We start from the raw sequence: 13,093 nt of genomic DNA on the forward strand, positions 1-13,093 counted from the left end.
GGTTCATTTCAGGTTATGCCGGTATTTTAATGAAACACCTTTTCAAAAACATATTCAGATTTGCAGAACTTAGCATTGCACTTTTTGCTATTATGCTTTTATGCATTCACTTTTGGTTCAAGTACAATTCTGAACGAACAATCGAGCAGCTGATTAGCTGGGCTTCTCACGGTCAACTGAAATGTTCCATCGAAAAAATCGAAACCAATTACTTCCACAATGCCATTCACGTTCAGGGCATAAGCATTTTTACGGTAAATAAATCCAGACAATCAACAAGTTATAAGTTCAGCGTAAAGGATTTTCATTTCAGGACGCGTTCCCGGTGGGATCTGTTCGTGCACAGACAGCTGCTGATTGATTCCATTGTTTTTAACAGTCCGGAAATTGTCATTGGAAAAAGGACATTATCCCAGGCAGACAGTACAAGTAAAATTGCATTGCTGGATGATCTTGAAAAACTTTACAGCTCTATTTATAAATCCCTTGATGTACTTAACCTTCAATTGTTTAAGATCAAAGAAGGAAAACTTTTGGTAAGAAATGAAGACAATCCTTCAAAGCCACCCCTGATGGTTAACCATATTCATTTTTCGATTAATAAATTGAAGATCGGTTCGGCACATGTAAGGGATTCTTCGCAGTTTATATTCTCGGAAAGGGTAATGCTGCGTATTTCAGATCAGAAAATAATGTTTCCTGATAACAAAAGCAACCTCACATTCAAAGAGCTTCTGATCGATTCAAAAGAAAAATTGGTCCGGCTTTCCGGTGCGGCGGTGCGTATTTATCCATCGGTTAATCAACGAAACAGCACCGACATACGGGCTGGCAAACTAAGTATTCTTGGCCTGGATTTTAATCTGTTATATCAAAAACAATTGGTGAAGGCGGACTCTGTTTTTCTTGAAAACCCGTTTGTAACTTCTGAGCTTTTTGTTGGTGGAAAAGCTGCTAAAAACGGTGGGAATAACAAAAAAGCCTTATTTGACAGTACCTTAAATCAACTGCCGGTCGGTTTTAATATTCGTCATGTAGTGATGCAAAATGGAGGCGTGTCGATGAATCTGCATCAGGCTGGAAAAATAACTCGGTTTTCAGCAGCTAATGATAATGTCAGCATTTCCGGTTTTCACCTGAATGATTCCGAAAAAAAGGAGCTGACGATTGGTGGTTTTCATTACACCATCCGCAACTATACGGGGTTTTTGCCAGACAGCCTGCTTGGTTTGAAGTTTGACAGTTTACAGTTTATAAATGATAAAATAATACTGCATAACCTGGTCGCCTCCACGCCGCCAGGCAAGCGAAATAAGGTAATCAGAGATTATCGGATTCCGCGCTTTGAGATTACAGGAATGGACTGGCTTTCCTTTATTTTTTACAATAATTTTAAAGCGCGTGACGCTGTTATGTACCGGCCGGTTCTGCGCTCTGAAAAATATCCGGAGCTAAATCCGGTATTGCCAGGGAAAACCAAAAGGTCCGTATATCAGAATCTGTCTTTGATGGATAAGATCATTGATCTTGAAAAACTGCGCATCATCCAGGGAGATGTAAGTTTGAAGCGGGGCAATAATCTGGAACTACGACTGGAAAATCTAAATCTGAGTATCCATGTTGGTAAGCTTGGAAAGGCCAGATCGCCTGATGAACTGGTCCGGTCCGTTAAGCAGTTATACTTTGGAAGAGCGACAGTCAGTACACCTTCGGTAATCGTTGCCACGGGCCCTTCTATTTTTAACGAAATCGGACAGAAGCTTGTTTTTGACAGTGTCAGAGTCGATACCAAAAATGGCGATATTGGCGGGACCTTTAAAAAAGTGGAGGCACAGGATTTTTCTTTTGAAAATAATCAGCTTGATATAAGTCGGTTGGAATGGGAAGAAGGCTTCGTTACAATAGATCAGACGGGCTCAGGCGTGGTGTTACCGGTAAAATCAAATCGTACACTCTGGTTTTCTATTGAAAAAATGAGCGGTAACAACACCAGGCTGCATTTTACAAGCCAAAAAGTGGCGGCAGATGTTTTACTGGAAAATCTGTCGGCCAGTAAAATTTCAAGAGAAAAAGGAAGTAATCTGCAAACCGAAGATCTTCGCGGAATGGGCAGTAATGCCATTGTCAAAATGCCAAACGGAATTTTGCAACTGGGTGATTTTGATATAAGGGATAAGGAAATTTCAAGAGTTCGGGATATCGTTTTTCAAAGCCGTGATCAGGCCGATACTTTACGGGTCAATGTTCCGGTTCTGGAATTTACGCCTTACATGCAAGAGACGCTGCTTACCAAGAAGATAAAATTGGACTCAGTCCGGGTGAATAGCCCCCGGATTGCATTTTTCGCCGGTTTAGGTAGTGAGAAAAATACGGATTCTGTAAAATCCCTGGCGTTACCAGGATTTGATATTAATGCACTGGCAGTGACGGACGCATTTTTTCAAGCCAAAGTTTCCGGCGACAGTATTTTGGCCAGTCGCGTTTCTTTAACTTCCAAAAGTTTGGGAGCAAAGAAGGACAGTGCCCTTCGCGCCGAACAGATCAATATTAAAGCCAGCGGTTTATTTTTTAATAAAAGTGAGGATCACGTCAAGACAGACGGGGATTTGTCTGCCAGCCTTCATTATTTTGAATACGATCCGGGCCATAAAACCTGGGCGATGCAGCTCGATAGCCTTGGAGCAGAAAAGGTTGGTTTTAATCGAAACAAATCTGAAAAGCACACGGCGCTTTCTTTACAAAAATTGAAAATTGAAAACCTTTCGGCCAATCAAAATGATCTTGATGAAGGCCTGCCCTGGGTTATCAACCGCTCAGCGGCACGTCTGCAAGTGGATTCCCTGCATCTTAAATCTGAAAAAAGTACTATTGGCTTGGGCCAACTTCATTTTGATGCAAAACAACAGCAGCTTACTGCCCGATCATTCTCACTTCATCCGGCGGTAAGCAGGGAGGATTTTTATGAAGGCCGGATTTATCGTAAAATTTACCTGTCGGCTAAAACCGGAGAAGTGAAGATAAGTGGGTTGGAGCTCAGAAAAGAAGGTATTAAAATATCTTCCCTGGGCGTGGATGCTGCCGCACTTTCAATTTATGCAGATAAAATGAAAAAATTCGGCCCACCTGTCATACAGCCTTTACCGGTAGCATCTTTGGCAAAAATAGGATTCCCTTTCCAAATTGATCAAATGCAGCTTCATCATGCCAAGGTTTACTACACAGAGTTAAGTCCAATTTCAAAAGATACCGGAAGTGTGAATTTTTCATCGGTAAATGCCAGTATCCGTAACATTTTCTCAGGTATGGGTAAAAATCATGATAGTCTGCATGTTGATGTTTCTGCGCTTTTTCTGGATAAAATGAAGCTGCAAGTCGCGATGAATCAGTCTTACCGCGACACGCTGGGTGGTCTGCGGCTTGATATAGCGCTAGGCGCCGGTAAGTTTACAGAACTCAATCCTTTTCTGGCTCCCATGCTTTCTGCGCGTGCCACATCAGGCTATCTTGATTCCATGCGAATGACTGCCATCGGCAATGACTATGTTTCACAAGGAAGCATGCATATGCAATATCATCACTTTAAGGCGCAGCTGCTGGATTCCGGGAATGTAAGCAGGCAAAAATTCCGCACAAAAATAGTTGGGTTTCTTGCCAATAAAATCGCCATCCGAAACAACAATACAAAAAAAGAAGCCTCCTTTACTTTTGTCCGAAACAGACAAAAACCGGTTATTGTATATTTTTTGAGAATGGTCGTCGGCGGTAGTGCGGGCAGTATTGCGCCTGTCACGAATATTATTTTCAAAAAACAGTACAAAAAGAAAATTAAGGATGTACCAAAAAATGCGTTACTGATTTTGTAATTGAACTGTCTTCTTTCCGATTCATAATGGGCGGAAATTCTATTGTTAATTTGCTTTTACACAACGTATTAATCAGGCATACCTTTTGCAGGAGCTTTTTGTTATATGTGATTTTGTCTTCCAATTTTTATAAAATCAGATCAGCTATGGACTCAGGCATAACCTATCTAAATCCGGATGAATTATTAAAAAATCCTGCTTTTTCCCAGATCGCTGTTACAAAAGGAAATGGCAGTACCATTTATATCGGTGGCCAGAATGCAATTACAAAAGACCTGGAAATTATTGGAAAGGGTGATATTACGAGGCAAACCGAATATGTTCTGCAAAATATCGAAACAGCTTTAAGTTCCTGTGGTGCAACGCTGGACGATCTTTTTAAACTGACCATTTATATCCTGCAAGGCCAGGATGTGCGTAAAGGTTTCGAAGGAGCACAGGGGTTTATAAAGAAGTTAAAGAATCCGCCGGTTATTTCCGGAATTGTGGTTGCCGGTTTAGCAAATCCGGATTATTTGGTAGAAATTGAAGCTGTTGCTTTCAAAAAGGACGAATAAAACACCCGTTGGAGTTATCATAACCCAAGCCGAAAAATGTGTGAAACTCAAATGAATAGGTTACTCGAAAAATTCATCTGAGTATTTAACCTTCCCGTTTATAACGCTGGAAAAGTCGTTTCCGCTTAAATCAATGATCATTGAGTTTGCCTCGGATATTTTATAGGGGATTTCAATATTGTATTTACTGGTGATCCCATAGCCGAATTTTGGATAATAATCCGCGTGACCCAAAACAGTGACAAATTCAAATCCCAAACCTCTGGCTACGCGGTGACTTTCCATTACCAATCTCTTTCCAATACCAATGTTTTGATACTCTGGCCTAATAGAAAGCGGCGCCAAAACCAGCGCGTCCAAAAACTTTTCTTTTTTAATGATTTGAATTCTAGTTAATAAAATGTGACCTACGATTGTCCTTTCATCAAGTTCGGCGACAATGGATAGTTCTGGTACAAAAGCTTTTGAATTCCTTAACCGTTCAACCATAATCTGCTCACGGTGATTGCTATATTCAACGTTTTCGTATGATGCAATTATGGCTTCTGAAATTGCATCGTGGTCAGTGACTCTTTCTTGTCTAAGTTTAATTTCCATTTGCGATGCATGGGATAAGATAGTAAAATTCGCGGGTCAGAGGATCTGATGCGTAGTGATTTTAAGCTGTGCTCAAACAAGCCTAACAATGCCTTTTATTTTTGTTCCTCATAAACATCCACTGAATAACCCTCATCAAACCAGGGTGCATTGTCATCATTAGCCTGCTGTCTGGTATCACGGAATGGACCCGACCATTTTGGCTTTCCCCCGTTTTTGAAATGAAAACCTCTGTAACGGATAACTTCATTGATAAGAGAAGTGAATTCTGCCGCAGTTATCTTGCCTGCAAAAAACTGTTTTTTCAAGACAGAGCGGGTTGGTTTGGGTTTCTTTTCCATTTGAAAAACAGTTTAGTTTTTAAAGATCATAAAGGGTATAGCTGCTGATACGCCCAATTGGAGCTGTTTCCAGCCGCTTAAATCATCTTTGAATACGTCCTTCTTAATATCTTTGTAGGTAACAAAAAGTTCAATATTCAAAAGGCGCTTCGCACCGGAACTATTCAGCCCGAGTATAAAACCTGCACCTACATCATAGAGCTGTTTTTTGTCACTGCGCAACGCCGCCAGAGCATACGCATGCCAGCCAAAATTCAAATCTTTTCCAAAAAAACGGTAGTAATCAACTGGCACATTCCAACTGGAAAAGTTCTCAATGGGATCAGTATACACATTATATTCTGTGCTGGTTTTTCTGCTTGTAGATCCGTTGATGATCACAGTTTCATCCACAAGCCTGGAAGTAGACAAATCATCGAGATTAATATTTTTTTTGTAAAGCAGTCCAATGGTTAAAAGGCTTGACTTTCTGAAAGGACGGTTGAATGTGTAAAAGTTGGCCTGTAATCCCAGTGTCATGCCATTGAAACTGTTTTTGACAATTGATGAATCAAAAGCCAGCGCGTTATTATAGGTCCGGTAAGTTTTCCGGTTCCAGTTTAATACGGCACTTAACCAGTTCAGATGCATCCCTGCAATGGGCCTGCTCATTTCTATGTCGTAGATTTTGTCTTCGTACTGCTTTTGCATTTGGTCAATCAACAGATCTTCGAGCGGCATATTTATTTTCAGCCCAAATTTTGTCGTCAGGAATTGCTGCTTCGGTGTGCGCCTTGCCCAGGGAAGTGACGGATCTAAAAAGGCTATTTCGGCCAGTTCATTCAATGTAACAGAATCCCGGATCTGGGTTTGAAGTGACTGTCTGTCTTTGAAAATTTTGTTTTTTAAAGACAGTAAAGATTCCGTATTTTTCAACCTGCATGCATCCGTAGTACAGGCGCGAATGGCTTTTCGTAAAGCCGCTGTGTCTGCGGCGGCCAGTTTTAAATTCCTTCTGCCCTCGCTGATCGCGTAATTAAGCCGGGCCACTTTCTCAGGAAGTAAAAGCAGTTCGTTGCGGATACTATCGATTTTCTCATTCCGTTCAAAAAGGAGTTTTTCTCTTTTTGATACCATTTCCAGACTTTCAGATTGAAGCGATTCTATTTTCGGCGTGTTCATACGCCAGCTAAGTCTGAGCCCTAGATCAGTACCTGAGTTAAGCTTTGCTTCCTGAAAAAGGGTGGCCACATTACCACCAATAACAGAGCCGGCGGCAGAAAATCCTACTGCAAACGACTCATGTCTGCGACGCTGACCTGATGTATCGTTATTGATTTTGAAAAAATAATTGCCTGAGAGTGAGAATCTGCCATCAGTTGGAATAAATGAGACATAATTTGCAATACTTGGCACATCGTCCTGGCCTACAACCATTTTGGAAAAAGCCCTGGTTTCAATCGTATCGGCAGTGCGCTGGCTCACGGCGACGTTAAAGTCATTAAATGAATTTTGCCCGTTTGCCTTTGTTAAAAATAACACAGCAATAAAAATGAATAGCACCTCAGGGATCCGAAATTTCATGGGCTTGAAAATGTTGATACTGAAAAATTAAAAAGGATAATGCTTTCAAGTTTAACGGACGTTCCGAAAGCCAAAGTAAGTATGCGCTGGTCAAATAATTAACCTGACAAATTTAAAATTTTAACTCAGAAAAAATACGTTTAAATATCTGATTTTCAAATCCGGTTTCGGGCCGGGGGATGTTCGTGGTTAAGCTGTTGTGAATGTTTGAATATGCAACTACCTAATATGAATTGATAACATTTTAAAATGTCTTTTCAGAAAGATTTTAAAAGTATGACAAGCCAAAGGTGTGCCTTGGCTGGTCATACTTTTGAGCCAGATTTAGTCAAATGCTCAATGAATATTTTCCTCGTTTTCTTCAATAACCATTGATCTTACTTTTTCGTCTTCAAAGCTGTAAGTATGCGTTACAAGTCCGTCGCTCAATACCTGGCCATTTAAATCCCTGATAATCTGATGTACGCCCACCGCAATTAGTCCGCCAGGCCTCACCTGAAAAGAGACCGGAACCACATTAGGATCAATCTCCTGCCACTGACGCAGCCAATATTCCCGCACCTGATCATGACCGTACACATAGCCGCCTTCCCATCCGTTTGGCCAGGTCACATTCGTGTGTACATGTGCTAAAACCGCCTCAATATTCCGCTGATTAAAATCCTGATAAAGCCCGTTAAGGATTTTTTGATAGTCCATGGTCATAAGTTTAAAAAGTAATTATTAAGAAAACCAAAACTAATCAGGCCAATCGTGAGCGCGTGTCAGCGATGCTTGAGATAATGTAGGATTTGCTTGAGAATATGGTGTTTGCCGCCCATTACAGGAAAAATGGGAGCAATGGCCACTAGATTGTATCAGATTTCAGGAGCAATTACTTGCTTTAATCTTAGCTCTATGGAAGTTGTTTCAAAAAATTGCCTTATCCAAAACCATGCTTGATTGCACCATTAGGCGTTGGATTTTGCATACAGCGAACTCATGCAAAGCAAAAGCCGCGCTATAAATGAATGCTGTAAAACAAAGATTGTCTATCTGGAATGGTTACGAAGGAATTTTATCCCCAGACGCAGAAAAACAATAAGAAGATAAGTAACGTACAAACCAAGGCCAAGTAAAAATATGTTTGCAGCAATAGCAAAAAAGAAGGGAATAGAGCTAAAAATATTATTCATGTAATTAACTTTTAAGTTGTAACCTCAATTTACTACCAAAATTAAAATGTCCAAAAAATAGTGATTTTTTTCTTGGTTGGATTTTCGTTGCCAACAAATGGTCTCCATGTTTGACATTGAAATTATTTTGTAACCGCTAAATAAAAAGCCCGATTTTTATGAGTAGTAATCATTGATAATCTGTATTTTACAAACGGTTACTAAAATTTGAAAAAATTGAACACCCTGATTGTTTTGTGAACGAAATCGACGGATTTTGATGCCTTGTTACACGACTTGAAAATGTAAACCTCCTTTATTTATGATTAGAAATTATCTTAAAATCGCCCTTAGAAATTTGTGGAAAGATCGGTTGTTTTCCATGATCAGCATCGTTGGACTGGCAGCCGGACTTGCAGTTTCTATTATCATTATCCAGTTTGTGGTACATGAATGGAGCTATGATAAATTTCACGACAATGGGCCAAACATTTACAGGGTAATAGGTCGTAACAAACAATTTTCTTTTCCATTTACTTCTTCAAAACTTGCCGGTCAGCTTGCCGCAGAGAATCCGGAAATTAAAGCTTATACACGTGTTATCAGAAATACCTCGGCGATCATTAAAAATTCTGAAAACCCTGGTTTACCCAATGAAGAAAAGGGATTTATATTTGCTGACCCCTCGCTTTTTTCGGTTTTTACCTTTCCGTTAAAATACGGGAATGCCCATAACGTTCTGGAAAGACCATATACTGTGGTGATATCGGAGAGGATGGCGGATAAATATTTTGGGAAGGAAAATCCGGTTGGGAAACATATCAGCTATAACGTTCGGGAGTTATTTGAAATCACGGGTGTTGTCAAAAATGTTCCTACCAACTCGACACTTAACTTTGATTTTGTTTCATCCCAGGAAACCTTTTCAAAGGTGAACCCGACAATTTTTGAGAGTTTGCCAAACTTTGAAACTTTTCTTTTGATTGACCGCAAAGAATCTGTTCCTAAAATCGCAAGGAACATCAAAGTTGCCAACAAATTGATAGCAGCGCTTAATTACAATGAAAATGACAGCTATGAGTTGGAACCGTTTTATGGGCTGAGGCTGGGCGATACGCAAACATTTAATGAAAAACCAGGTCCGAAGCTATTGTATATTCTTTCCGGTATTTCAGTATTGATACTTTCTCTGGCTCTGTTTAACTACATCAACCTTGCAACGGCGCGCGCAACTTTACGGGCAAAAGAAGTTGGAGTCAGGAAAGCGATCGGAGCCAAAAGATCAAGTCTTGCCAAACAGTTTTTTCTGGAATCAACCCTTGTTACTTTTCTTGCGTTTTTATTGAGTATTGTTTTTGTCCTGATTTTCAGAGAATCATTCAATAATCTATTCGGCTTCACGATCGATTTATCGTTTCTTGTAAGCAAGATTTTTATGGTGGTGCTGGCCGGTTTGTTTGTAGTCTGCACAATTTTGGCCGGGATGTATCCTGCGCTGATTCTGTCCGGTTTTTCTCCGGTGAAGGTTCTGAAAGGAAATTACCTAAGCGCCAACCAGGGAACAAAAGCCCGGAGCGCCATGCTGGTTTTTCAATTTTCGGTATCGGCGATACTTATTTTATGCAGTCTGGTTATACAGCAGCAGATCCGGCTCCTGAAAAACCAGGATCTTGGTTTTAATAAAGAGCAGATGCTCAGAATATACCTGGGCCAAAGGATTACTGAAAGAAGTGATAGTTTCAAAAAGGCGGTCGTGTCGCGGATTGGAAGTGAAAACGTAAGTTTATCAAAATCAGCCTTATTTGGAGGATATGCATTGGGTAACTTCCAGACTGCATCTTCGGGTAAAACCGCTGATATGGCAATGTTTGAAGTGGATGCAGATTTTGTTAAAAATTCTGGTGCCAAATGGATTATAGAGCCTGAGAAATCAGCAATAAAAAACAGAGAAGGCTTTTATGTTACGCTTAACGAAGAGGCGGTAAAAAAACTTGGTTTTACAAATACTAGTGTTATTGGTCAGACCATTATGAGGGAAAAAGTTCATGAGTTCGGTACAGTGGTTGGGGTGATCAGGAATTTTTACCTGACCACTACGGTAATAGATGTACAGCCGATGTTATTTTGTGTCCAAAATCAATCCGTAGCGGCTAATGGTTTTTCAATCATGTATGTTCGTTTTCATCCAAGTGATGATGTGAGTGAAAAAATAGCGTTGCTGGAAAAAATTTATCATGCCTATGATCCTGGAACGCCGTTCCGGTATTCATTTCTCGATGACGATTTTCAACATATGTTTATATCGCAGACACGTATTTCGTACCTGATACGAATTTTTACAGTCGTGGCGATTTCGTTGTCTTGCCTTGGATTACTTGGACTGATCACATTTATCAGTCAGACAAGATCCAAAGAAATTAGTATTCGGAAAGTAATGGGTGCCAGCATCGTCAATATTTTCACGCTTCTTTCAAGAGATTTTATTTTACTGGTCCTCGTTTCGGTCCTGATCAGCACGCCGGTTTCTTATTATTTTATGCATCAGTGGTTGCAGAATTTTGCACATCGGATAGAAATAAGTTGGTGTCTATTTGCAGCTGGTGGAATAATTAGTTTAATCGTAGCATTGCTTTCGATCAGTTATGTTGGGCTAAAAACTGCCATGGCGAATCCGATTGATTCGCTCCGTTCGGAGTAGAATAAAGATATTGGTAAACTTTTTTTGTCTACCAAACGATTTTGAAATGTTGGGTTATTGCGCTTGCGGGAATATTGGCATCCGGCATTTCCTCATATGTGATTAGCTTTCATAGCTTTAACGTGGCACAGATGAATCCGGCTAGAAGTAGGCGCAGAACGATCATCACTAATCTGTATCAAAATAATCAGCAAAGTTTTAAGAAATACTTTTTTTCAAATGACTGGGCGCGATGCCATACTTCTTTTTGAAGGCGTATGAAAAGTGGGAGAGGTCTTCAAATCCTACTTCCAGGTACACTTCCGAAGGATGTTGTCCCAAATGTTCCAATCTGAAATGTGCTTCGGTGAGCCGCTTTTCCTGCAACCAGCGTCCGGGAGAGGTGCCAAAAGTCTTTTTAAAATCTTCCTTAAATACGGTAAGACTGCGCCCTGCAAGATAGCTGAATCGTTTAAGACTCACATTAAACCTGAAATTGCGGTTCATAAAGTTTTCCAGATCTATTTTGCCCGGATCACTGAAATCCAACAATACATTTTTCAGTTCCGGATTGGTTTTCAAAAGGAGCAGAACGATTTCCTTGGTTTTAAGAAACATAAAATGGTCGCGTTCTTTCCCGGTCAGGTCCATATAGGGTTTTATGGACTTTAAGTAACTTTCAAGCAAGGTATGCGGATCCAGTTTGATGACCGCATCACAACCGAAACATTCATTCGGATCAGCTTCATATCCATATTCTTTACTGAAACTTCGCAGGAATTCCTGGCCGACAAAAATTGAAACCGACTTGAATTCCTTGCCGTTCGCCCCACCTTTTTTATATCTCGCAAAATGGTTGCGGGAGATAAAACCATATTCGCCAGCTCCAAAAGTATATGTCTCGTTACCGTCATAAATTGTTAGAAATCCTGTTTCAAGATAAATAAAAATATGCTCGGCAATGAATTGCTCATTGGAAATGGTAGGTTCAACGTGGCAGGGGTACGGGGCGTTTTCCATATTGCTAATTTAAATAAAAATCAGCTGCCCCATGCACCCGTGCAGAGGCAGCTGATCGTTTATGCGGACATGAAAGGTAAATAGGATTCTTTGACAGAGTTCACATAATCCTGATCCGACATGGTTAGCCTGTTGTTTACACGTTTTTTAAAATCATCATTTCCAAACAGATAACGTAATGTATCGGTCCCGTCGGTAGTGGCGTTGTAGATCACTTCAGCAACTTCTTCCGCCGTAGCCAGCCTCATATCTTTCAGCTTACCAAACATCTGGTATGCTGCATTAATGAACCTGTCGTATTCGGGTAAAGGTTTGAGTGAAATTTTTTCTTCGCTCACTTTGATGAAATTGGTAGTAGTCCCACCCGGTTCCACGATTTTCACACCGATATTCAGGGCGGCCAATTCGAATGACAATGCTTCTGAAAACCCTTCGAGTGCAAATTTTGATGCATTGTAAAGAGAAATCAATGGCAGTGTAAAACGTCCGGCGCCGGAGCTGATATTGATAATCATCCCTTGTTTCCTCTCGCGGAAGTGTGGAAGGATAGCCCGGATTGTGTTCATTACGCCAAACACATTCACGTCAAACTGCTCCTGAACCTGCTCGGGTGTGACCGCTTCAAAAACGCCGTATTGTCCATACCCGGCATTGTTGACGACAACGTCGATTTTCCCGAATCGTGTTATACCTTGCTGAATCGCAAGTTCGATGGTTTCAGGATGCTGCACGTCGAGCCGGGTCACGAAAATATGGTTATTATCTACCAACTCGGTCTCTTTTTCAGGCGTACGCATGGAAGCGATGACATTCCAGCCTTTGGCTGCGAAATATTGTGCGGAGGCTTTGCCGATTCCCGACGATGCCCCGGTAATTAAAACTGTTTTGCTCATAATAGTTGACTTTTAATATGACAAATTTCGTCATCTTATCAAGAACCAACTTTGTTGTGGAGCCGGAATTGCTTTGTTGCCGGGCCAGTATCCGACAACAAATCCTATTCTCAATTTTTTCCATTTAATCTGTACTAAACAGAATTCAGTATCTGTCGACTAATGAACACAAAGAACCGATTTTGGGTTACAAGCTGCCGGTGAGCCGATGGGCTGGTGCAATTCCGCTCGACCATTTGAAAAGTTTACCTTGTGCTGACCTGCATGGCGGGCATTTATTTATTGGTGATTTTTGCACTCAATAATTGGTACACATCGATCTGAATAACTAGAAGGATTTAAGGTAATCCGGGTCGCAGATAATTTGTGCAAAATGATTACGACTATTCAGCTATTGATCACTTGAATTGAAGTCACTAAACAATCGT

10 protein-coding genes are annotated in these 13,093 nt (G+C 40.6%); 3 read left to right on the forward strand and 7 right to left on the reverse strand.

Translation table 11 applies throughout. From position 1 onward, the window contains the following. The first annotated feature begins 29 nt into the window (after positions 1-29). Positions 30-3,863 (forward strand): hypothetical protein, encoded by a 3,834-nt coding sequence (locus IEE83_RS07075; protein WP_194119909.1) that lies wholly within the window; start codon positions 30-32, stop codon positions 3,861-3,863. A 146-nt stretch (positions 3,864-4,009) separates the two neighbouring features. Then, positions 4,010-4,420 carry a RidA family protein gene (locus tag IEE83_RS07080; RefSeq protein ID WP_194119910.1) on the forward strand — a complete coding sequence of 137 codons (411 nt, stop codon included), beginning with the start codon at positions 4,010-4,012 and terminating at the stop codon, positions 4,418-4,420. 60 nt (positions 4,421-4,480) lie between these two features. Here IEE83_RS07080 and IEE83_RS07085 read toward each other — a convergent pair whose 3' ends face one another. From IEE83_RS07085 to IEE83_RS07105, 5 genes are all read right to left on the reverse strand, one after another. After that, entirely contained in the window at positions 4,481-5,017 is a 537-nt protein-coding gene (locus IEE83_RS07085; RefSeq protein ID WP_194119911.1) for a GNAT family N-acetyltransferase, read from the reverse strand. Between the two features lie 95 nt (positions 5,018-5,112). Beyond that, positions 5,113-5,358 carry a hypothetical protein gene (locus IEE83_RS07090; protein ID WP_194119912.1) on the reverse strand — a complete coding sequence of 82 codons (246 nt, stop codon included), beginning with the start codon at positions 5,356-5,358 and terminating at the stop codon, positions 5,113-5,115. A gap of 12 nt (positions 5,359-5,370) precedes the next feature. Continuing rightward, positions 5,371-6,921: a hypothetical protein gene (locus IEE83_RS07095; protein WP_194119913.1), complete on the reverse strand. Its 1,551-nt coding sequence runs from the start codon at positions 6,919-6,921 to the stop codon at positions 5,371-5,373. A gap of 336 nt (positions 6,922-7,257) precedes the next feature. After that, entirely contained in the window at positions 7,258-7,620 is a 363-nt protein-coding gene (locus IEE83_RS07100) for a nuclear transport factor 2 family protein (protein WP_194119914.1), read from the reverse strand. 332 nt (positions 7,621-7,952) lie between these two features. Further along, a complete protein-coding gene (locus tag IEE83_RS07105; RefSeq protein WP_194119915.1) occupies positions 7,953-8,096 on the reverse strand; it encodes a hypothetical protein in 144 nt (47 codons plus the stop codon). Between the two features lie 301 nt (positions 8,097-8,397). On the opposite strand from IEE83_RS07105, the gene IEE83_RS07110 reads away from it, so the two are divergent. Further along, positions 8,398-10,773 carry an ABC transporter permease gene (locus IEE83_RS07110; protein ID WP_194119916.1) on the forward strand — a complete coding sequence of 792 codons (2,376 nt, stop codon included), beginning with the start codon at positions 8,398-8,400 and terminating at the stop codon, positions 10,771-10,773. Between the two features lie 198 nt (positions 10,774-10,971). On the opposite strand, the gene IEE83_RS07115 is transcribed toward IEE83_RS07110, so the two are convergent. Further along, positions 10,972-11,772 carry a helix-turn-helix domain-containing protein gene (locus IEE83_RS07115; protein ID WP_194119917.1) on the reverse strand — a complete coding sequence of 267 codons (801 nt, stop codon included), beginning with the start codon at positions 11,770-11,772 and terminating at the stop codon, positions 10,972-10,974. 59 nt (positions 11,773-11,831) lie between these two features. Further along, positions 11,832-12,665 (reverse strand): SDR family oxidoreductase, encoded by an 834-nt coding sequence (locus IEE83_RS07120; protein WP_194119918.1) that lies wholly within the window; start codon positions 12,663-12,665, stop codon positions 11,832-11,834. Positions 12,666-13,093: the final 428 nt, after the last annotated feature.

The sequence above is a fragment of the Dyadobacter subterraneus genome, from assembly GCF_015221875.1.
Taxonomy (GTDB): domain Bacteria; phylum Bacteroidota; class Bacteroidia; order Cytophagales; family Spirosomataceae; genus Dyadobacter; species Dyadobacter subterraneus.

What these genes read in the sequence shown, in the direction of transcription:
- IEE83_RS07085 (WP_194119911.1), bottom strand. Translation starts at nt 5,017, where the DNA reads ATGGAAATTAAACTTAGACAAGAAAGAGTCACTGACCACGATGCAATT.
- IEE83_RS07100 (WP_194119914.1), bottom strand. Translation starts at nt 7,620, where the DNA reads ATGGACTATCAAAAAATCCTTAACGGGCTTTATCAGGATTTTAATCAG.
- IEE83_RS07115 (WP_194119917.1), bottom strand. Translation starts at nt 11,772, where the DNA reads ATGGAAAACGCCCCGTACCCCTGCCACGTTGAACCTACCATTTCCAAT.
- IEE83_RS07090 (WP_194119912.1), bottom strand. Translation starts at nt 5,358, where the DNA reads ATGGAAAAGAAACCCAAACCAACCCGCTCTGTCTTGAAAAAACAGTTT.
- IEE83_RS07080 (WP_194119910.1), top strand. Translation starts at nt 4,010, where the DNA reads ATGGACTCAGGCATAACCTATCTAAATCCGGATGAATTATTAAAAAAT.
- IEE83_RS07105 (WP_194119915.1), bottom strand. Translation starts at nt 8,096, where the DNA reads ATGAATAATATTTTTAGCTCTATTCCCTTCTTTTTTGCTATTGCTGCA.
- IEE83_RS07120 (WP_194119918.1), bottom strand. Translation starts at nt 12,665, where the DNA reads ATGAGCAAAACAGTTTTAATTACCGGGGCATCGTCGGGAATCGGCAAA.
- IEE83_RS07095 (WP_194119913.1), bottom strand. Translation starts at nt 6,921, where the DNA reads ATGAAATTTCGGATCCCTGAGGTGCTATTCATTTTTATTGCTGTGTTA.
- IEE83_RS07110 (WP_194119916.1), top strand. Translation starts at nt 8,398, where the DNA reads ATGATTAGAAATTATCTTAAAATCGCCCTTAGAAATTTGTGGAAAGAT.
- IEE83_RS07075 (WP_194119909.1), top strand. Translation starts at nt 30, where the DNA reads ATGAAACACCTTTTCAAAAACATATTCAGATTTGCAGAACTTAGCATT.